The sequence below is a fragment of the Salmonella enterica subsp. enterica serovar Typhimurium str. LT2 genome, assembly GCF_000006945.2.
GTDB classification, from domain to species: Bacteria; Pseudomonadota; Gammaproteobacteria; order Enterobacterales; family Enterobacteriaceae; genus Salmonella; species Salmonella enterica.
This window is the reverse complement of sequence record NC_003197.2, coordinates 4327214-4346228: the sequence shown is the minus strand read 5'-3', so window position 1 is coordinate 4346228 and position 19015 is coordinate 4327214. Positions and strand designations below refer to the sequence as shown.

The window sequence follows — 19015 nt, the reverse complement described above, 5'->3', positions numbered from 1 at the left end:
GTTATTCGGAATGATGTGCTATTTTCTCTTGCTCACGGCGATACCAGTAATACGCCCCTTTCGCAATCATGCGCAGTTGCAATACCAGCCGCTCTTCTAATTGCCGACGCTGTTCAGCGCCGATGTCCAACGCCTCTGCGCCCGCGCTAAAGACAATAGTTACCATCGCTTCGGCCTGGGCTTCAGTAAACGCGCGCGGCATATGGTTTTCGAGTTCCAGATAGTCGGCAAGTTCCGCAATAAAGTGCTGAATCTCCCGTGCGACGGCGGCACGAAACGCCGCTGAAGTGCCGGAACGTTCGCGCAATAACAGACGGAAGGCGTTGGGGTTGTTGCCGATAAACTCCATAAATGTGGAGACCGACGTGCGAATGACGCTGCCGCCTTTCGCGATACGCTGTCGCGCCTGACGCATCAACTGACGCAGCATCAGACCGCTTTCATCCACCATCGTCAGACCGAGTTCATCGACATCGCGAAAATGACGGTAAAACGACGTTGGCGCAATGCCCGCTTCACGCGCCACCTCACGCAAACTCAGGCTGGCAAAACTCCGCTCAGCGCTCAGTTGGCTGAATGCGGCTTCCACCAGCGAACGCCGGGTTTTTTCTTTTTGTTGCGCTCTAACACCCATCACAATGTCTGAATCCTTCCATATGCCTTATTCGGCACTATACCAGAGAATAAAAGTAACGGGTTCACACTGGATTGTGAATGATTGTTTACAGACAGTTTGTGCTCCGGCTTCGCAAAAAAGCACAACGATAATTGGGTTAAAGCTGGGCAAATGTTATCATCGTGTTTATTTTATGTATAAAAACAGGTGAGTAATACCATGCCACATTCCTGGGATTATGATGCAGTCGTCATAGGGTCAGGCCCCGGCGGTGAAGGCGCTGCAATGGGTCTGGTTAAGCAAGGAGCACGCGTCGCGGTGATTGAGCGTTATCATAACGTTGGCGGCGGATGTACCCACTGGGGCACCATCCCATCCAAAGCCCTTCGCCACGCCGTCAGCCGCATTATTGAATTTAATCAAAACCCGCTCTATAGCGACCACTCCCGTCTCCTTCGTTCTTCTTTCGCCGACATCCTTAATCATGCCGATAACGTGATTAATCAACAAACGCGTATGCGTCAGGGGTTTTATGAGCGTAACCACTGTGAAATATTGCAGGGCAACGCCCATTTTATTGACGAACATACCCTGGCGCTGGAATGCCATGACGGCACGGTTGAAACCCTGACGGCAGAAAAATTTGTTATTGCCTGTGGTTCGCGTCCTTACCATCCCAATGATGTGGATTTCTCGCATCCGCGCATTTATGACAGCGACTCAATCCTGAGTCTCCACCATGAACCGCGCCACGTTATTATTTACGGCGCCGGCGTTATCGGCTGCGAATATGCGTCCATCTTCCGCGGTATGGATGTGAAAGTGGATCTGATCAACACCCGCGATCGCCTGCTGGCCTTTCTCGATCAGGAGATGTCCGACTCTCTCTCTTACCATTTCTGGAATAGCGGCGTGGTTATTCGCCACAATGAAGAGTATGAGAAAATCGAAGGCTGCGATGATGGCGTCATCATGCACCTGAAATCCGGCAAAAAACTGAAGGCTGACTGCCTGCTCTATGCTAATGGCCGTACCGGTAACACCGATTCGCTGGCGCTGGAGAATATTGGTCTGGAAACAGACAGCCGTGGACAGCTCAAAGTCAACAGTATGTACCAGACCGCCCTGCCGCACGTCTATGCGGTGGGCGACGTGATTGGCTATCCCAGTCTGGCCTCCGCCGCCTACGATCAGGGGCGTATTGCAGCGCAGGCGCTGGTGAAAGGCGAAGCGACCGCGCATCTCATCGAAGATATCCCCACCGGGATTTATACCATTCCGGAAATCAGTTCTGTCGGCAAAACCGAGCAGCAGTTAACGGCAATGAAAGTGCCTTACGAAGTGGGCCGCGCGCAATTTAAGCATCTGGCGCGAGCGCAAATCGTCGGCATGAACGTCGGCACGCTAAAAATTCTCTTCCACCGCGAAACCAAAGAAATTCTGGGGATTCACTGCTTTGGCGAACGCGCCGCCGAAATTATTCATATCGGCCAGGCGATCATGGAGCAGAAAGGTGGCGGTAACACCATCGAATACTTCGTTAACACCACCTTTAACTACCCAACCATGGCGGAAGCTTATCGGGTTGCGGCGTTGAACGGCTTAAACCGCCTGTTTTAACGCCTTGTCGAAATGGCCATCCATTGCGCCACGGATGGCCTCTGCCAGTTGCTCATAACGGCTACGCAGCGGCGATCCCGGGCGATAAACCAGCCCCACGGTACGACGCGGCTCCGGCTTAATGCATGGCAGATAAACCACGCCGTCGCGCTTACGCTCCTGCGGTACGGCCAGCGCGGGGAGTAGTGTAATACCACTGCCCGCCGCCACCATGTTGCGCAGCGTTTCCAGACTGGTCGCCCGGAAATGGGTATCTTCATCCGCTCCCGCTTCAAAACAGAACCCCATCGCCTGATCGCGCAGACAGTGGCCATCTTCCAGCATCAGCAATTTCTCGCCCGCCAGATCGGACATCGGCACGCGATCGCGATTCGCCCACGGATGATCCTCATAAATAGCCAGCATCATGGGCTCATCAAACAGCGGCACTTCGATAAACGCCTCGCTCTCTTTCACCAGCGCCAGAATAGCGCAGTCAAGCTTGCCGCTATCGAGTTGCGCTAACAACTGATGCGTTTGCGCCTCATGCAGATACATTTCCAGCTTCGGGAAAGTCTGGTGCAACATTGGAATGATAAGCGGCAGCAAATAGGGACCAATTGTTGGGATTAAACCAATATGCAGCGGGCCGGACATCGTCTCGCCTTGTTGGCTTGCCATCTCCTTGAGCACCTTGACCTCACGCAGTACGGTACGCGCCTGATCCACCAGCAGTAAGCCCGCCTGGGTAAACAGCACCTTACGGCTCGTACGCTCCAGCAGCATAACGCCCAGCTCATCTTCCAGCTTACGTATTTGCCCGCTAAGGGTTGGCTGGCTGACGTGACAGGAGTCCGCCGCTCGCCGGAAATGGCGATGTTCGGCTAACGCCACCAGATATTCAAGATCACGAATATTCATTATTCATCCTCCGTCGCCACGATAGTTCATGGCGATAGGTAGCATAGCAATGAACGATTATCCCTATCAACCTTTCTGATTAATAATACATCACAGAACGGAGCGGTTTCTCGTTTAACCCTTGAAGACACCGCCCGTTCAGAGGGTATCTCTCGAACCCGAAATAACTAAAGCCAACGTGAACTTTTGCGGACCTCTGGTCCGCTTTTTTTTTGCGTAAAAAAACCCGGCGTCGCTGATGCTCGGCCGGGCAGTATTGCCTGATGGCGCTATGCTTATAAGGCTTACAACGCGAGGCGCGCCTTCGCATCGTTGATGGCCTGCGCCACCTGCAGCGGAGAAACGCCGCCTTTTGCCGCCCGTTTATCCAGACACGACTGCAAAGACAATATCGGATACACATCGTCGCCAATCACGCGGCTGAATTTCTGTAAATCGGCCAGCGGCAACGCTTCCAGCGGCTTACCCTGGCGAATAGCTTCTACCACCGCTTCGCCAACAATATGGTGCGCTTCGCGGAACGGCACGCCTTTCGCGACCAGGTAATCCGCCAGCTCCGTGGCGTTGGCATACCCCTGTTGCGCCGCGTCCTGACAACGTGGGCGTTTCACCTGAATACCGTCCAGCACCAACGCCGCCATATGCAGGCAGTCAAGCCAGGTATCGAGCGCATCGAACAGCCCTTCTTTGTCTTCCTGCATATCTTTGTTATACGCCAGCGGCAGACCTTTTAAAGTCATCATCATGCCGGTTAGCGCCCCTTGTACGCGACCGCACTTACCGCGAATCAGCTCCAGCGCGTCCGGGTTTTTCTTCTGCGGCATTAACGATGAACCGGAAGTCACGCGGTCAGAAAGCTCTACAAAGCCCGCTTCACCAGAATTAAAGAAAATCAGATCTTCCGCGAAGCGTGACAGATGCACCATGCCGATAGCCGCATCAGAAAGCAGTTCCAGTACGTGGTCACGATCGGACACGCTGTCCAGGCTGTTGCGGGTCGCAGAGGTAAAGCCCAGCCAGCCTGCCAATTGTTCACGGTCAATTTCATAGGCCGTTCCCGCCAACGCGCCGCAGCCTAGCGGACTCACGTCCAGACGTTTAAGCGTGTCCTGCAGGCGGCTTTCATCGCGCGCCAGCATTTCGACATACGCGAGACACCAGTGGGCGAAAGTCACTGGTTGCGCGCGTTGCAGATGGGTATATCCCGGCATTACCGCGTCCTGGTTCGCCTGCGCGGTTTCCACCAGCGCGCTCTGTAACTGGCGGTTAGCGGTAAGCAGTTCCCTCACCGTCTCTTTGCACCACAGTTTCAGGTCCGTCGCCACTTGATCGTTACGGCTGCGCCCGGTGTGCAGCTTTTTACCCAACTGACCCACTTTGTCGATGAGCTTACCTTCCACCCAGCTATGGATATCTTCCGCATCGCTTTGCAGGATTTGCTGCGGATTCGCGCGAACCTCTTCCAGCAGCACGTTCAGCGCTTCTTCCAACTGTCGTTGCTCATCGGCAGTCAGTACGCCTACCGTGACCAATGCTTTGGACCAGGCCACAGAACCGACAATATCCTGCTCCGCCAGACGGTAATCGAAGCGCAACGAATCATTGAATTGTTTAAACCGCTGGTCTGCCGCCTGTGTAAAACGCCCACCCCAAAGTGCCATAATAGACTTCCTTAAATTCTTCGAATTTCACTGCCGGATGGCGCTACGCTTATCCGGCCTACAATTTCTGTTCACATAGGCCCGATAAGACGCAGCCGCCATCGGGCGAACAAATAGTTAAGCCAGAATACGCGTGCCAATCGGCGTGCCGTTAAACAGCGCCGGCAGTTGCTCCGCATGACGCCAGGAAGCGATATCCACCGGGCGCCCCAGCGCCCGCGCAGCATCGAGAGCCGCATTCACTTTCACAATCATCCCGTCGGTAATAATGCCCTGGTCGATAAGCTGCTCGGCTTTGGACGCCGTCATTTCGGCGATACGCTGGCCTTTGCCGTCCAGAATACCGCTCACGTCGGAAAGCAGGATCAGATCGGCCCCCAGCGTCGCCGCCAGCGCGGTTGCCGCCTGATCGGCGTTGACGTTCATCAGTTGACCGTCGTCTGTTACGCCAATGGAGCTGACCACCGGCAGAAAGCCGTTTTCCAGCAGCATGTTAATCAGCTTCGGCGACCCCGGCTGCGCCAGCCCGACGTGGCCTAACGCTTCATCGAGTTGAGTCACGTTTACGCTGTCGCCATCGCCCAGAAACAGACCAACAGAGGCGATATGGTGTTTCTTCGCCCAGGCCAGCAGAGTTTTGTTAGCGGTTCCCGCCAGCGCGCCGGTAATGATGCCAATCTGATCGGCAGGCGTCACGCGCAGGCCGTCTTTCTTTTTCACTGGCAAATTAAGCCCTTTCATCAGCTCATCCACCACGCAACCGCCGCCGTGAACAATCACCAGCGGACGCTGATGGGACTCACGATAGTTGACCAGCGCGGTAAAAAGACGTTCCAGAGCCTCTTCGCTATCCAGTAATACGCCACCCAGCTTGATAATTAATGGATTCATCATTTCACCCTTAAATAAGAGACTGCGTTTCAGCGAAGCCAAAACGAATATTAGCGCACTGCACCGCCTGCGCCGCTGCGCCTTTCAACAAGTTGTCTTCGGTTGCCACCACAATCAGATGTTCGCCCTGGACGGCAAAACCAATATCGCAGAACGGCAGCCCGACGACGTTCTTTAACGCCGGAACGCCTTTGTCATACAGGCGCACCAGCGGTTTGTCGCCATAGGCTTTTTGCAACACGTCGGCGACCTGCGCATGGGTTACTCCCGCTTTCAGGCGGCAGGTAATGGTTTCCAGAATCCCGCGCGGGAAATTCCCCAGATGCGGGGTGAAGATGACCTCCGCGCCCAGATGGACGGCGATTTCCGGCTGATGACGATGCGTAAACACGCCATACGGTTGCAAACTCACTTCACAGAAACTGTTCGATATTGCCGCCTTGCGCCCCGCGCCGCTCACCCCGCTGGTGGCATTAATTACCGGCCACTGCGTCAGATCGAGAAGCCCGCCGTCAATCAGCGGTTTTAGCGACAACTGCGCTGCGGTTGGATAGCAACCAGGAACCGCAATCAGATTCGCCGTGTTCAGTTTATCGACATTCCACTCCGCCAGACCGTACACCGCCTGCTCCAGCAGCTCAGGATACTGATGAGTAAATCCGTAATACTTTTCATAGAAGGCGCGATCGTTTACCCGAAACGCGCCGGAAAGATCGAATACGACGCATCCGGCCTGTAAAAATTGCGGCGCCAGATCGTGGCTCACTTCATGCGCTGTCGCCAGGAACACCACATCAACATCTGCGCTAAAGTCACGTACATCCGACATCGGTTGCAATGGCAGGTCGACAATCCCTTTTAACTGCGGATGTAAATCAGAAATTAACTTTCCTGCATCATTGCTTTGCGCTGAGACGGTCAAAGCGGTTATGGTCATATGTGGGTGGCGATTTACGTAGCTTACAAGCTCTGCGCCCGCATAACCGCTAGCGCCTACAATCAGCGTATTCAACATCGGGTTCCTTTATGCTCAACGTTAATGTATTTTTATTCATAATTAATGCATGAATATTGATACTATCATGACCTGAGGTGTGTCAACAATGAAAAACGTTTTACCGCCATTTATCGAGATTTACCGCGCTTTGATTGCCACACCGTCGATAAGCGCAACCGAAGAATCCCTGGATCAAAGTAATGCGTCTTTAATCACTTTGCTTGCAGGCTGGTTCAGCGATCTTGGTTTCAACGTAGAGGTTCAACCGGTTCCAGGAACGCGAAACAAATTTAATATGCTCGCCAGCACCGGACATGGCGCGGGCGGTTTGCTGCTGACCGGCCATACCGACACGGTTCCCTTTGATGACGGACGCTGGACGCGCGACCCGTTCACGCTGACCGAGCACGACAATAAGCTCTATGGTCTGGGCACTGCGGATATGAAAGGCTTCTTCGCTTTTATTCTGGACGCGCTACGTGACGTTGACGTCACAAAGTTGAAAAAGCCGCTCTACATTCTGGCGACCGCCGATGAAGAGACCAGCATGGCGGGGGCGCGTTATTTTTCCAAAACCACGGCATTACGTCCGGACTGCGCGATCATTGGCGAACCGACGTCGTTGCAACCGATACGCGCGCACAAAGGGCATATCTCTAATGTCGTTCGCGTCCTGGGGCAGTCCGGTCATTCCAGCGACCCGGCGCGTGGGGTTAACGCCATTGAACTGATGCACGATGCGATTGGCCATATCATGCAACTGCGTGACTCGCTGAAAGCGCGGTATCACTACGAGGCGTTTACCGTTCCGTATCCAACGCTGAATCTGGGCCATATTCACGGCGGCGATGCCTCAAACCGTATCTGCGCCTGCTGCGAATTGCATATGGATATTCGTCCACTGCCGGGCATGACGTTAAACGACCTTAATGGACTGCTTAACGACGCGCTGGCCCCGGTAAGCGAACGCTGGCCGGGCCGCCTGACGGTGGCGGAATTACATCCGCCGATTCCAGGTTATGAGTGTCCACCGGACCACCAACTGGTTGAAGTAGTAGAAAAACTGTTGGGAACGAAAACCGACGTGGTGAACTACTGTACTGAAGCGCCGTTTATGCAGACATTATGCCCAACGCTGGTGCTTGGTCCGGGCTCAATTAATCAGGCGCATCAGCCGGATGAATATCTCGAAACGCGTTTTATTAAGCCAACCCGGGAATTGATTACCCAGGTAGTACACCATTTTTGCTGGCATTAATGCATATTGCCCGGTGACGTGATGTTTACCGGGCCTACCCCGTCTTGTAGGCCGGATAAGCGCAGCGCCATCCGGCGTCTCTACGCCACATGTTCATAAGCATTTCTTATTTGGCACGATGCGAATTAACTTTAATAAATTACCGTCATTTCTTCGTTTGCTGAACCGATTTCGCAGTAATTGACGCCACGGGTTTTACGTGGCTTTATAAAAGACGGCTAAAAAGCAAAGTCCGAAAAATTTCACGTCACAGCAAGGCGGCAAACGAGCCCATTCCGCAGAACTGGCATACGGGCGAGCGCAGCCACTGCCGCTGTGGCATGAAAGAGACAGGGCAATTACATTAAAGATGGGGTGTCTGGGGTCATATGAACGAACAATATTCCGCGTTGCGTAGTAATGTCAGTATGCTCGGCAAGGTGCTGGGAGAAACCATCAAGGATGCGCTGGGAGAACACATTCTTGATCGCGTAGAAACAATCCGTAAGCTATCCAAATCTTCACGCGCCGGCAATGAAGCTAATCGCCAGGAGCTGCTCACCACGCTACAAAATTTGTCTAATGACGAGCTGCTGCCAGTTGCGCGCGCGTTTAGTCAGTTCCTGAACCTGGCCAATACTGCCGAGCAATACCACAGCATTTCGCCAAAAGGCGAAGCCGCCAGCAACCCGGAAGTGATTGCCCGCACTCTGCGCAAACTGAAAAACCAACCGGACCTCAACGACGCAACCATCAAAAAAGCGGTAGAGTCGCTGTCTCTGGAGTTGGTGCTAACCGCCCATCCGACAGAAATTACCCGCCGTACGCTTATTCACAAAATGGGTGAAATCAACAACTGTCTAAAACAGCTTGATAATACCGATATCGCCGACTACGAACGCCACCAGGTAATGCGTCGCCTGCGCCAGTTGATTGCCCAATCCTGGCATACGGATGAGATCCGCAAGCAGCGTCCAAGCCCGGTGGATGAAGCCAAATGGGGCTTCGCCGTGGTTGAGAACAGCCTGTGGCAGGGCGTACCTAACTATCTGCGTGAACTGAACGAACAGCTGGAAGAAAATCTCGGCTACAAATTGCCGGTGGATTTTGTGCCGGTACGTTTTACCTCCTGGATGGGCGGCGACCGTGACGGCAACCCGAACGTGACGGCGGATATCACCCGCCACGTACTCTTGTTAAGCCGCTGGAAAGCCACCGATCTGTTCCTGAAAGACATTCATGTTCTGGTATCAGAACTGTCGATGGTCGACGCCACGCCGGAGCTGCTGGCGTTAGTGGGCGAAGAAGGCGCGTCTGAGCCGTATCGCTACCTGATGAAAAAATTGCGCGCCCGTCTGATGGCGACCCAGTCCTGGCTGGAAGCGCGTCTGAAAGGCGAGAAGCTGCCCAAACCGGCTGGCCTGCTGACGCAAAACGAGCAGCTCTGGGAACCTCTGTACGCCTGCTACCAGTCGTTACAGGCCTGCGGCATGGGCATTATCGCCAACGGCGAGTTACTCGACACGCTCCGCCGCGTGAAGTGTTTCGGCGTACCGCTGGTGCGTATTGATATCCGCCAGGAAAGTACCCGCCATACTGAAGCGCTGGGCGAAATTACCCGCTACCTCGGTATTGGCGACTACGAAAGCTGGTCGGAAGCCGACAAGCAGGCCTTCCTGATCCGCGAACTGAACTCCAAACGTCCGCTGCTGCCGCGTAACTGGGAGCCGAGCAACGATACCCGCGAAGTGCTTGAAACCTGCAAGGTTATTGCCGAAGCGCCAAAAGGATCGATCGCCGCCTACGTAATTTCAATGGCGAAAACGCCGTCTGATGTGCTGGCTGTGCATCTGCTGCTGAAAGAGGCAGGTATCGGCTTTGCCATGCCGGTCGCGCCGCTGTTTGAAACCCTCGATGACCTGAACAATGCCGACGACGTGATGACCCAGTTGTTGAATATCGACTGGTATCGCGGACTGATTCAGGGTAAGCAGATGGTCATGATCGGCTACTCCGACTCGGCGAAAGACGCCGGCGTTATGGCCGCGTCATGGGCGCAGTATCAGGCGCAGGACGCCCTGATCAAAACCTGTGAAAAAGCCGGCATCGAGCTTACCCTCTTCCACGGCCGCGGCGGATCTATTGGCCGTGGCGGCGCGCCAGCCCACGCGGCGCTGCTTTCGCAACCGCCAGGCAGTCTGAAAGGCGGTCTGCGCGTGACCGAGCAGGGCGAGATGATCCGCTTCAAATACGGCCTGCCGGAAGTCACCGTCAGCAGCCTCTCGCTCTACACCAGCGCAATTCTGGAAGCAAACCTGCTGCCGCCGCCGGAACCGAAAGACAGCTGGCGTCATATTATGGATGAGCTTTCCGTCATCTCCTGTGAAACCTACCGCGGCTACGTGCGCGAAAATAAAGACTTTGTACCGTACTTCCGCTCCGCGACGCCGGAGCAAGAGTTGGGCAAATTGCCGCTCGGCTCACGTCCGGCGAAACGTCGTCCAACTGGCGGCGTCGAATCGCTGCGCGCGATTCCGTGGATCTTCGCCTGGACGCAAAACCGCCTGATGCTGCCAGCCTGGCTGGGCGCGGGTACTGCGCTGCAAAAAGTGGTGGAAGACGGTAAACAAAGCGAACTGGAAGCCATGTGCCGCGACTGGCCGTTCTTCTCCACGCGTCTTGGGATGCTGGAAATGGTGTTCTCGAAAGCCGACCTGTGGCTGGCCGACTATTACGATCAGCGCCTGGTGGCGAAAACGCTTTGGCCGCTGGGCAAAGAGCTACGAGACCTACTGGAAGAAGACATTAAAGTGGTGCTGGCGATTGCCAACGATTCGCACCTGATGGCCGACTTACCGTGGATTGCGGAGTCCATTCAGTTAAGAAACGTTTATACCGATCCATTAAACGTGTTGCAGGCCGAATTGCTGTATCGTTCCCGTCTGACTGAAGAGCAGGGCAAATCGCCCGATCCTCGCGTCGAACAGGCGTTGATGGTCACGATTGCGGGCGTCGCTGCCGGTATGCGCAACACCGGCTAACGCCAAAAGAGAGCCGCTCTCACGCAGTTATGTGGGGGCGGCATGAAATACTGCTGTCATCCTCGTCATTTTTTCAATATATTTCTGTCTGCATTTTATGCATTTGTAAATCTTTCTTAGCAAAACGTGCGGCATAAAGCAGGTTTGCTTCAGATTCTTTTAAGGTTCAGGCGTTACGTTTGGCGCTACGATTAAAGACAGGCTCTCATTATGCAATCCACATTACTCCAGACTAAACCCGCGTTTAGCTGGAAAGCCCTGGGCTGGGCACTGCTCTACTTTTGGTTCTTTTCCACCCTCCTGCAGGCCATTATTTATCTCACCGGATACAGCGGGACAAACGGTCTGCGGGATTCGCTACTGTACAGCTCACTGTGGCTGATCCCGGTCTTTCTGTTTCCAGGCCGCATCCGGGTTATTGCTGCCGTTATTGGCGTCGTACTCTGGGCCGCCTCGCTGGCGGCGCTGAGCTATTACGTAATCTACGGGCAGGAGTTCTCGCAAAGCGTGCTGTTTGTGATGTTTGAAACCAACGCCAATGAAGCCAGCGAATATTTAAGCCAATATTTCAGTCTGAAAATTGTTCTTGTCGCGCTGGCTTATACGGTGGCGGCGATTTTGCTGTGGACACGTCTGCGCCCGGTTTATATTCCATCCCCCTGGCGTTATCTGGTGTCGTTTGCCCTGCTGTACGGGCTGATCCTCCATCCCATCGCGATGAATACCTTTATCAAGCATAAGTCGATGGAGAAAACGCTGGATAGCCTGGCATCACGAATGGAACCCGCCGCGCCGTGGCAATTTATTACTGGCTACTATCAGTACCGTTTACAGCTCGCCTCGCTGAATAAACTGCTGAATGAAAACGATGCCCTGCCGCCGCTGGCTAACTTCCAGGACCACTCCGGCGATGCGCCGCGCACGCTGGTACTGGTGATTGGCGAATCGACCCAGCGTGGCCGTATGAGTCTGTACGGTTATCCGCGCGAAACCACGCCGGAACTGGACGCGCTGCATAAAACCGACCCCGGGCTGACCGTGTTTAATAACGTGGTAACTTCGCGACCGTACACCATTGAGATCCTGCAACAGGCGCTAACGTTCGCGGACGAAAAGAACCCGGACTGGTATCTGACGAAGCCATCGCTGATGAATATGATGAAACAGGCCGGGTATAAAACCTTCTGGATCACTAACCAGCAGACGATGACGGCGCGTAATACCATGCTGACCGTGTTCTCCAAGCAGACTGATAAGCAGTTCTATATGAACCAGCAGCGCACTCAAAGCGCGCGCGAATATGACAGCAACGTGCTGGCGCCGTTTAAAGCGGTGTTAGCCGACCCGGCGCCGAAAAAATTCATTATTGTGCATCTGCTGGGAACGCATATTAAATACAAGTTCCGCTATCCAGAAAACCAGGGCAAGTTTGATGGTAAAACCGACCATGTTCCGCCGGGATTAAGCAGTGACGAGCTGGAATCGTATAATGATTACGACAACGCGAACCTGTATAACGACTATGTTGTCGCCAGCCTGATTAAGGACTATAAAGCGACCGATCCGAACGGTTTCCTGCTCTACTTCTCCGATCACGGTGAAGAAGTGTATGACACGCCGCCGCATAAGACGCAGGGACGAAACGAAGATTCGCCAACCCGTCATATGTATACGGTGCCGTTCCTGCTGTGGACCTCAGAGAAATGGCAGGCAGCGCATCCGCGCGACTTCTCACAGGATGTCGATCGTAAGTACAGCAGTTCCGAGCTTATCCATACCTGGTCGGACTTAGCGGGCCTGACCTATGATGGCTACGACCCGACGCGTTCCATCACCAACCCGCAGTTCAAAGAGACCACGCGCTGGATTGGCAACCCGTATAAGAAAAACGCGCTGATTGATTATGATACGTTGCCGTATGGCGATCAGGTCGGTAATCAATAGCCTGTATGTTGCCCGATAACGCTAACGCTTATCGGGCCTGGCGTGCTTCTCTCCCGTAGTCCGGATAAGGCGCAAAGCGCCGCTATCCGGCAATAATCGCTTGAGGACATCGGTTTTCGACGTTACTGTTTCCTCTGTTTGCGATCGGCAGGGGATTATCATGTATCACGACGTCAGCCACCTTCTCTCCCGTCTCATCAACGGCCCGCTGCCGCTGCGCCAGATTTATTTTGCCAGCGCCAGCGGCCCAGCGCCGGAACTGGCGTACCAGGTGGATTTTCCGCGGCTGGAGATTGTGCTGGAGGGCGAGCTTACTGACATGAGCATTACCGCCCCGCTCATTCCTTGCGATGTTCTCTACGTTCCGGCTGGCGGCTGGAACATCCCGCAATGGCAAACGCCCGTCACCACCCTGAGCATTCTGTTTGGCAAACAGCAGTTAGGTTTCAGCGTAGTCCACTGGGATGGTCAGCAGCATCAAAACCTCACGAAACAGCACGTTGCGCGCCGCGGCCCGCGTATCGGCTCGTTCCTGTTACAAACGCTTAATGAGATGCAGATGCAGCCGCAAGAGCAGCAAACGGCCAGATTGATTGTCGCCAGCCTACTAAGCCATTGCCGCGATCTGCTCGGCAGCCAAATCCAGACCGCCTCCCGCAGCCGCGCGCTTTTTGAAGCCATTCGGGAGTATATTGATGAACGCTACGCCGCGCCGTTGACGCGCGAATCGGTAGCACAGGCGTTTTATATCTCGCCAAATTACCTCTCGCACCTGTTCCAGAAAACGGGGGCCATCGGCTTTAACGAATACCTGAACCATACGCGACTGGAACACGCCAAAACGTTGCTGAAGGGTTATGACCTGAAAGTGAAAGAGGTGGCGCACCGCTGCGGCTTTGTCGACAGTAACTATTTCTGCCGCCTGTTTCGCAAAAATACGGAACGCTCGCCGTCGGAGTATCGCCGCCAGTATCACAGCCAGCTAACGGAAAAGCAGATTACTCCAGGATAAGGTGGGTATGTTGCGGCGCGGAAAGGAGTTTACGCACAGCGCTCATTACCCGCTGTGGCTCCCGCAAAAAAGCGCTGATCCCCGACTGGACATAGCGACTCCGGGTAAATCGCTCCACGCCCGCCAGCTCGATATCGGTAATGAGCAACACGACATCGGCACGGCGGATATCCTCTTCCGTTAAGCGGTTCTCTGTACCGAGTGCCCCCTGGGTTTCAATCTTGATGCTCCACTTCTCCTGCTGGCAAAGTTTTTCCAGCCGTTCAGCAGCCATATAGGTATGCGCTACACCGCTCACGCAGGCGGTCACTGCCACCAGATGCCGTACAGGTACTGCCATATTAACCTCCTGTGGTGACCTGAAATCCTGCTTGCTCCGCCATCTCCCGAAACAGAGCGATCTCTTGCACCGACGGCGCGGGAATATCTTTCATCATCCATGATTTTCCAAGCAGCCGGTATTTCGGCTCGCCGTACTGATGAAACGGTAGCAGGTGAACCTGCTTTATTCCTAATGATCTCAACAATGTTAACGCGCACTGCAGATTCTCTGCGTTAAGCGTAAAGCCAGGAATCAACGGCAAACGAGGGATCACCGTGATTCCCTCGCTAACCAGTAACCGTAAATTCTCCAGTACGCGCGGCAGATTCATGTTGATCACCTCGCGCGCCCGCTCCGCATCCATAATTTTCAGATCAAACAATACCTCATCACACGCCCTTGCCAACGGCAGTAGACGGCTGGCCGACGTATCGCCAGCCGTTTCAATAGCACAAGGAACGCCCCAACGCCGCAATCGCTGTAAGAAGCGCGTGGCGAACGGCGCCTGCATCAGCACTTCGCCGCCAGAAAGCGTCACCCCGCCGCCGGAAGTACGAAAGAAGATGTCGTCTTTCAGCACTTCGCGTTCCAGTTCATCCAGCGTAATATCACGCCCAATACGCTCAAACGCGCCGGAAGGACATTCGTCGGCATCCCGCAGACACGGCGTGCAACGCAGGCATTTATTTTCCCGGCGCACCGTTTCAATGCGCGGCGAGATAGATTCCGGATTAGCGCACCACGGACAGGTATGCGGACAGCCCTTAAAAAAGACCACCGTACGAATCCCCTGCCCGTCATTCAGCGAATAGCGCTGGATATTGAAGATACGCGCGGTCTCCTCATCGCGCGCCCCCACAACCTCACAACTGATGCGCGGTGCGGCGAATAATGTCATCCTGAATCTCCTTCGACAGCTCGACAAAGAAGGCGCTGTAGCCCGCCACGCGCACCACCAGCCCAGCGAAATCCTGAGGCCGTAGCTGCGCTTCGCGCAATGTGTCGGCATTCACCACATTAAACTGGATGTGCTGCAGTTTGAGCTGGGTAAACGCGCGCAGGAAATCCGCCAGCTTGCGCAGTCCCGCCTCTCCTTCCAGAGTCGCAGGAGTAAACTTCACGTTCAGCAACGTACCGTTCGACAGCAGCGTGTTATCCAACTTACTTACTGATTTTAGTACCGCCGTCGGCCCTTGCATATCCTGTCCGAGCATCGGCGACAGGCCGCCATCCGCCAGCTGTTCTCCGGCAAAACGCCCGTCCGGTGTCGCGCCGACCACCGCTCCCAGCGGCACATGCGCGGAAACCGTGTATGAACCCGGCGTAAACTGGCCGCCGCGCGGATTCTGGTATTTTTCCACCTCTTTGCAGTAATACCGCAGCAGTTCGGCGCTGATGTTATCGACATTATCAATGTCGTTGCCATATTTTTCGAAGCGGTTGATAAGCCTGGCGCGGATCTTTTCCCCTTCTGGCGTGGCGAAGTTGTTTTTCAGGATCGACAGCAGCGCATCAAAACTCAGGCGCTGCTGATCGAATACCAGCCCATTGAGCGCATGAAGGGAATCACTCAGGTTGGCGATACCGATGCCCTGTACGCCCGAAAAGTTATAGCGCGCGCCGCCGTCGGTGATGTCTCGCCCTTTCTCCAGGCAGTCGCTGATAAACGAAGAGAGCAGCGGCACCGGCGCCCAGTCACGATGGCCGATATCGCAAATATTGCTGCCTTCTACCATTAGTGTAATGTAGTGACTGATTTTGGCGCGAATATGCGCCAGCAACGCCTCATAAGTAAGAGTGTCGTTGCCCTCATTTTCATACAAGCTGATTTCCATCACTTTCAGCAGATTAAACATGGCGATGTCATGCAGCCCGTAGGTTCTGCCCGGAATCGACAGCTCAACACATCCCACCACCGCATAATCGCGCGCATCCTCCAACGACACGCCACGGTTAAGGAACGCGGGAACCACCACTTCGTCATTGAAAATCTGTGGAATGCCGGTACCGAGGCGAATGGTCTCGGCGGTCTTGAGCAGGAACGGCGTATCAATCAGCGCGTTAGTGCGCACGCCGAGATTCGGCTGCGGCAACTGCACGCTCTGGTAGGCATCCAGGCAGAGAAAAGAGAGCACGTTTACCGCGCTGCGTCCGCTTTCCGTCAATCCGCCCAGCAGCGCGGTGTAACCCGTCGGGAAACCGGCAAAATAGCGCGCGCTACTGGTGGAACGCAGCAGCACGATATCGTTGCATTTCACCCACAGCGACTCGAGCAACTCTTTCAGGAACGCCGGATCGTCGCCCTGAGTGAGCGAAGTCTGATAAAACGGCAGCATGTACTGGTCGAAGCGCCCGAGCGACAGCGAACTGGCGTTGGACTCGTACTGCAAAATAATGTTCATGTACCAGAACAGCTGACATGCTTGCCAGAACGTCTGTGGTTTGTGCTGCGCGTTATGCCGCGAATTGGCGGCAATGGTGAGCAGTTCCTGACGACGACGAGCGTCCGGGCAGCGCTCCGCCTGCTGTTCCGCCAGTACGGCATAACGCAGGATGTGGCGTTGCGATGCCTCAAGTAACAACAGAGCGGCCTGATAAAAGTCGTTTTCCGGCTGTTGCTCGCAGCGCGCGCGCATCTGCGCCGCCAGTTCACCCAGCCCGTTATTGAGCAAGCGTGGATAATCAATAATGATATGCCCCTGCCCTTTATCCGTCTGGTTAATGCTAAAAATCTGGGTGCTGACGGCGGCTTTCACCTCATCGGTCATCTGCCCGTTAATAAAATCTTTCATCGACCGTTTTTCCCAGTACGGGAATAGAACCTCACGATAGAGGCGCTTATCCTCTTCGCTGATATCAAAACGGTCCTGCGGACGCGTCGGGAACCGATCCAGCTCGTTAAGCAGCCAATACGGGTCCATTTCCGGCGACATAATACCCGCGCGCGGCTTAACGGTTCGGTTTCCGGCAATCAGCTCCTCGTCACGAATCGAAATTTCAACATGTTCAAGGATATACGCCGTCGCTTTGGCGCGGCGCAAAATGACCGGTTCGCCCTCCGTCTGCTGATGGCTGGCGGTATAAAGCAGCGCGCGCTCCAGAGAAATTTCACGGTGATTCTGAAACAGAGCGGCTTTGAGGCGTTGAATACGATGGGTCATGAGGAGCTCCTGTGGACACGAGCGCCGGATGGCGGCATAAATCTCTTATCGGGCCTGTGAGCAGGCCCGATAAACTTGCGCCATCGGGCATTTTAACGTTACGCGGTTTGCGAAAGATGGGCGTCAATCTTGTTCATAATGGCGTCGGCGCGTTTTACCGCGTCGCTGATATTGACGCGAACGATAGTTTTACCCGCAAACCGCTCTTCGAACTTGATGCCGATATCTTTAGTCAAAATCACCATATCGGCGCTCGCCACATCCTCTGCCGTCAGTTCATTTTCCAGCCCAATCGAGCCCTGAGTCTCCACTTTTACATCCCAACCTTTCGCTTTGGCTGCGCTTTCCAGCGCTTCAGCCGCCATATAGGTATGCGCAACACCAGAAGGACACGCGGTTACTGCAATAATTTTAGTCATGGCTTATTCCTCGCTTAATTCATCTCAAAATCTAAATCCAGGTCGTCTTCTTTTTCGTCAACTTGCGACACATTCTTACGCGTCAGGCTTTTCAGCACGTTAACGCAGACTGCCGTTACCACCGCGCCCACGGCGACTGCCGCGACATAACCCAGCTTGCCTTCCACGACTGGCAGAACAATTAAACCGCCCCAACCGGCATAACACTGCGCGCCAAACAGCGCGGCCATTACCGCACCGCAAGCGGAGCCCACCATAATGGATGGGATCACGCGCAGCGGATCGGCAGCGGCGAAAGGAATCGCCCCTTCCGTTACGCCCACGCAGCCCATGACCAGCGCGGCTTTACCGGCTTCGCGCTCTTCAACAGAAAAATTCTTGCGGCCAATCAGCGTCGCCAGCCCCAGTCCCAGTGGCGGTACGCAGATGCTCACCGCGGCGATAGCCACCACGGTATATACGCCCTGCGCCACGCAAATCAGCATGAACGCATAAGCGACTTTGTTAACCGGGCCGCCCATATCAAAAGCCAGCATCAGCCCCATGATCACCGCCAGCAGCACGATGCTGCCCTGCTGCATCCCTTGCAGCCATTGGGTCAGGCTGCTTGTCAGCGCACCGATCGGTTCGCCCAGCCCCCACATCATGATGCCCGCGGTGATAAAAGTGCCAACGATGGGAATCACAAAAATAGGCATCACAGAACGCAGCACCTTATGCACCGGGATTTTCTTCAAGTAATGCACCACGATCCCGCCGATAAGTCCGGCGATAAGTGCCCCGAAAAAACCCGCGCCGAAGCTGTTACCCACCCAGGCACCAATTGCGCAAGGAGCCAGCGCGGAGCGTTCGGCAATGGAGTAACCGATGTATGCGGCGAGGAAAGGCACCATCAGCGTCAGCCCGGCGACACCGATATCAAACAGTTTTTTAAGATTCGGATCGGTGGCGGCATCGGGTACGGCGCCCTTGCCATATAGCATGACGGAGACTGCCAGCAAAATTCCGCCAGCCACCACAAAGGGGATCATATGCGAAACACCGGTCATCAGGTGCTGGCGGGTATTTTTCAGGATCTGTACCAACTCTTTCATAAGTCGCTCCCGGGCTGGATAAAGCCCATGTCCATAAAGTTACTGCGGAAAACAATAGGCAATCCATTGCCGCGCAGACAGTGGATAAAAAGGCCATTTA

General features: G+C 54.6%; 15 protein-coding genes and 26 other annotated features. Of the genes, 5 read left to right on the top strand and 10 right to left on the bottom strand.

Annotated elements, in window-relative coordinates:
* Position 1 precedes the first annotated feature (1 nt).
* Positions 2-652 (bottom strand): putative TetR/AcrR family transcriptional repressor gene (yijC, locus tag STM4127; RefSeq protein NP_463006.3). Within the gene, positions 2-637 belong to an annotated coding region; the region does not span the whole gene.
* Positions 647-652: a ribosome-binding site (putative RBS for yijC; RegulonDB:STMS1H004050), on the bottom strand. It overlaps the preceding gene by 6 nt.
* A gap of 168 nt (positions 653-820) precedes the next feature.
* Positions 821-826 (top strand) — a ribosome-binding site (putative RBS for udhA; RegulonDB:STMS1H004049).
* Here yijC and udhA point away from each other — a divergent pair.
* The gene (gene udhA, locus STM4126) for a soluble pyridine nucleotide transhydrogenase (RefSeq protein ID NP_463005.1) occupies positions 821-2236 on the top strand. Within the gene, positions 836-2236 belong to an annotated coding region; the region does not span the whole gene. Its footprint overlaps the feature before it by 6 nt.
* On the opposite strand, the gene oxyR is transcribed toward udhA, so the two are convergent.
* The 4 genes from oxyR to argC form a co-directional block, all read right to left on the bottom strand.
* Positions 2219-3208 (bottom strand): regulatory protein sensor for oxidative stress gene (oxyR, locus tag STM4125; protein ID NP_463004.1). Within the gene, positions 2219-3136 belong to an annotated coding region; the region does not span the whole gene. The genes udhA and oxyR overlap by 18 nt on opposite strands.
* Positions 3142-3147, bottom strand: a ribosome-binding site (putative RBS for oxyR; RegulonDB:STMS1H004048). Its footprint overlaps the gene before it by 6 nt.
* Positions 3146-3192: a protein binding site (putative binding site for OxyR, RegulonDB: STMS1H000336), on the bottom strand. Its footprint overlaps the feature before it by 2 nt.
* Positions 3176-3184, bottom strand: a -10 signal (putative -10_signal for oxyR; RegulonDB:STMLTH004649). Its footprint overlaps the feature before it by 9 nt.
* Positions 3200-3208 (bottom strand) — a -35 signal (putative -35_signal for oxyR; RegulonDB:STMLTH004649).
* A 212-nt stretch (positions 3209-3420) precedes the next feature.
* The gene (gene argH, locus STM4123; RefSeq protein ID NP_463003.1) for an argininosuccinate lyase occupies positions 3421-4810 on the bottom strand. Within the gene, positions 3421-4797 belong to an annotated coding region; the region does not span the whole gene.
* Positions 4805-4810 (bottom strand) — a ribosome-binding site (putative RBS for argH; RegulonDB:STMS1H004046). (Overlaps the previous gene by 6 nt.)
* Positions 4811-4914: 104 nt before the next feature.
* Positions 4915-5700, bottom strand: a protein-coding gene (gene argB / locus STM4122; protein NP_463002.3) for an acetylglutamate kinase. Within the gene, positions 4915-5691 belong to an annotated coding region; the region does not span the whole gene.
* Positions 5695-5700 (bottom strand) — a ribosome-binding site (putative RBS for argB; RegulonDB:STMS1H004045). (Overlaps the previous gene by 6 nt.)
* Positions 5699-6791, bottom strand: a protein-coding gene (argC, locus tag STM4121) for an N-acetyl-gamma-glutamylphosphate reductase (protein ID NP_463001.1). Within the gene, positions 5699-6703 belong to an annotated coding region; the region does not span the whole gene. The genes argB and argC overlap by 2 nt, the downstream gene beginning before the upstream one ends.
* Positions 6705-6713: a -35 signal (putative -35_signal for argE; RegulonDB:STMLTH004647), on the top strand. Its footprint overlaps the gene before it by 9 nt.
* Between argC and argE the strand changes: the two genes are divergently transcribed.
* From argE to yijO, 4 genes are all read left to right on the top strand, one after another.
* Positions 6705-7943 (top strand): acetylornithine deacetylase gene (argE, locus tag STM4120; RefSeq protein ID NP_463000.1). Within the gene, positions 6792-7943 belong to an annotated coding region; the region does not span the whole gene. The genes argC and argE overlap by 87 nt on opposite strands.
* Positions 6708-6713 (bottom strand) — a ribosome-binding site (putative RBS for argC; RegulonDB:STMS1H004044). Its footprint overlaps the gene before it by 6 nt.
* Positions 6719-6737, top strand: a protein binding site (putative binding site for ArgR, RegulonDB: STMS1H000032).
* Positions 6721-6729: a -10 signal (putative -10_signal for argE; RegulonDB:STMLTH004647), on the top strand. It overlaps the preceding feature by 9 nt.
* Positions 6740-6764 (top strand) — a protein binding site (putative binding site for ArgR, RegulonDB: STMS1H000029).
* Positions 6756-6764, bottom strand: a -10 signal (putative -10_signal for argC; RegulonDB:STMLTH004648). Its footprint overlaps the feature before it by 9 nt.
* Positions 6778-6783 (top strand) — a ribosome-binding site (putative RBS for argE; RegulonDB:STMS1H004043).
* Positions 6783-6791: a -35 signal (putative -35_signal for argC; RegulonDB:STMLTH004648), on the bottom strand. Its footprint overlaps the feature before it by 1 nt.
* Positions 6795-6806: a protein binding site (putative binding site for ArgR, RegulonDB: STMS1H000033), on the bottom strand.
* Positions 6820-6833: a protein binding site (putative binding site for ArgR, RegulonDB: STMS1H000034), on the bottom strand.
* A 358-nt stretch (positions 7944-8301) precedes the next feature.
* Positions 8302-8307: a ribosome-binding site (putative RBS for ppc; RegulonDB:STMS1H004042), on the top strand.
* Positions 8302-10963, top strand: a protein-coding gene (ppc, locus tag STM4119) for a phosphoenolpyruvate carboxylase (protein ID NP_462999.1). Within the gene, positions 8312-10963 belong to an annotated coding region; the region does not span the whole gene. Its footprint overlaps the feature before it by 6 nt.
* 198 nt (positions 10964-11161) lie before the next feature.
* Positions 11162-11167, top strand: a ribosome-binding site (putative RBS for yijP; RegulonDB:STMS1H004041).
* Positions 11162-12907, top strand: a protein-coding gene (gene yijP / locus STM4118) for a putative integral membrane protein (protein NP_462998.1). Within the gene, positions 11174-12907 belong to an annotated coding region; the region does not span the whole gene. It overlaps the preceding feature by 6 nt.
* 148 nt (positions 12908-13055) lie before the next feature.
* Positions 13056-13061 (top strand) — a ribosome-binding site (putative RBS for yijO; RegulonDB:STMS1H004040).
* Positions 13056-13919 (top strand): putative AraC/XylS family regulator gene (gene yijO / locus STM4117; RefSeq protein NP_462997.1). Within the gene, positions 13068-13919 belong to an annotated coding region; the region does not span the whole gene. Its footprint overlaps the feature before it by 6 nt.
* On the opposite strand, the gene frwD is transcribed toward yijO, so the two are convergent.
* From frwD to frwC, 5 genes are all read right to left on the bottom strand, one after another.
* Positions 13906-14271, bottom strand: a protein-coding gene (gene frwD / locus STM4116) for a PTS system fructose-like IIB component 2 (RefSeq protein NP_462996.1). Within the gene, positions 13906-14259 belong to an annotated coding region; the region does not span the whole gene. The genes yijO and frwD overlap by 14 nt on opposite strands.
* The gene (pflC, locus tag STM4115) for a putative pyruvate formate lyase activating enzyme 2 (RefSeq protein NP_462995.1) occupies positions 14261-15152 on the bottom strand. Within the gene, positions 14261-15139 belong to an annotated coding region; the region does not span the whole gene. The genes frwD and pflC overlap by 11 nt, the downstream gene beginning before the upstream one ends.
* Positions 14266-14271 (bottom strand) — a ribosome-binding site (putative RBS for frwD; RegulonDB:STMS1H004039). Its footprint overlaps the gene before it by 6 nt.
* Positions 15105-17414, bottom strand: a protein-coding gene (gene pflD / locus STM4114; protein NP_462994.1) for a putative pyruvate formate lyase II. Within the gene, positions 15105-17402 belong to an annotated coding region; the region does not span the whole gene. The genes pflC and pflD overlap by 48 nt, the downstream gene beginning before the upstream one ends.
* Positions 15147-15152: a ribosome-binding site (putative RBS for pflC; RegulonDB:STMS1H004038), on the bottom strand. (Overlaps the previous gene by 6 nt.)
* Positions 17409-17414: a ribosome-binding site (putative RBS for pflD; RegulonDB:STMS1H004037), on the bottom strand. (Lies within the gene pflD.)
* Positions 17415-17500: 86 nt before the next feature.
* Positions 17501-17833 (bottom strand): PTS system fructose-like IIB component 1 gene (frwB, locus tag STM4113; protein NP_462993.1). Within the gene, positions 17501-17821 belong to an annotated coding region; the region does not span the whole gene.
* Positions 17828-17833: a ribosome-binding site (putative RBS for frwB; RegulonDB:STMS1H004036), on the bottom strand. (Overlaps the previous gene by 6 nt.)
* Before the next feature lie 2 nt (positions 17834-17835).
* Positions 17836-18928 (bottom strand): PTS system fructose-like IIC component gene (gene frwC / locus STM4112; protein NP_462992.1). Within the gene, positions 17836-18915 belong to an annotated coding region; the region does not span the whole gene.
* Positions 18923-18928: a ribosome-binding site (putative RBS for frwC; RegulonDB:STMS1H004035), on the bottom strand. It overlaps the preceding gene by 6 nt.
* Positions 18929-19015 lie beyond the last annotated feature (87 nt).

Coding starts and splice junctions, on each gene's coding strand:
- udhA (NP_463005.1), top strand. CDS start 836: ATGCCACATTCCTGGGATTATGATGCAGTCGTCATAGGGTCAGGCCCC.
- frwB (NP_462993.1), bottom strand. CDS start 17,821: ATGACTAAAATTATTGCAGTAACCGCGTGTCCTTCTGGTGTTGCGCAT.
- frwD (NP_462996.1), bottom strand. CDS start 14,259: ATGGCAGTACCTGTACGGCATCTGGTGGCAGTGACCGCCTGCGTGAGC.
- ppc (NP_462999.1), top strand. CDS start 8,312: ATGAACGAACAATATTCCGCGTTGCGTAGTAATGTCAGTATGCTCGGC.
- yijO (NP_462997.1), top strand. CDS start 13,068: ATGTATCACGACGTCAGCCACCTTCTCTCCCGTCTCATCAACGGCCCG.
- argE (NP_463000.1), top strand. CDS start 6,792: ATGAAAAACGTTTTACCGCCATTTATCGAGATTTACCGCGCTTTGATT.
- frwC (NP_462992.1), bottom strand. CDS start 18,915: ATGAAAGAGTTGGTACAGATCCTGAAAAATACCCGCCAGCACCTGATG.
- argH (NP_463003.1), bottom strand. CDS start 4,797: ATGGCACTTTGGGGTGGGCGTTTTACACAGGCGGCAGACCAGCGGTTT.
- argB (NP_463002.3), bottom strand. CDS start 5,691: ATGATGAATCCATTAATTATCAAGCTGGGTGGCGTATTACTGGATAGC.
- yijP (NP_462998.1), top strand. CDS start 11,174: ATGCAATCCACATTACTCCAGACTAAACCCGCGTTTAGCTGGAAAGCC.
- pflD (NP_462994.1), bottom strand. CDS start 17,402: ATGACCCATCGTATTCAACGCCTCAAAGCCGCTCTGTTTCAGAATCAC.
- oxyR (NP_463004.1), bottom strand. CDS start 3,136: ATGAATATTCGTGATCTTGAATATCTGGTGGCGTTAGCCGAACATCGC.
- pflC (NP_462995.1), bottom strand. CDS start 15,139: ATGACATTATTCGCCGCACCGCGCATCAGTTGTGAGGTTGTGGGGGCG.
- argC (NP_463001.1), bottom strand. CDS start 6,703: ATGTTGAATACGCTGATTGTAGGCGCTAGCGGTTATGCGGGCGCAGAG.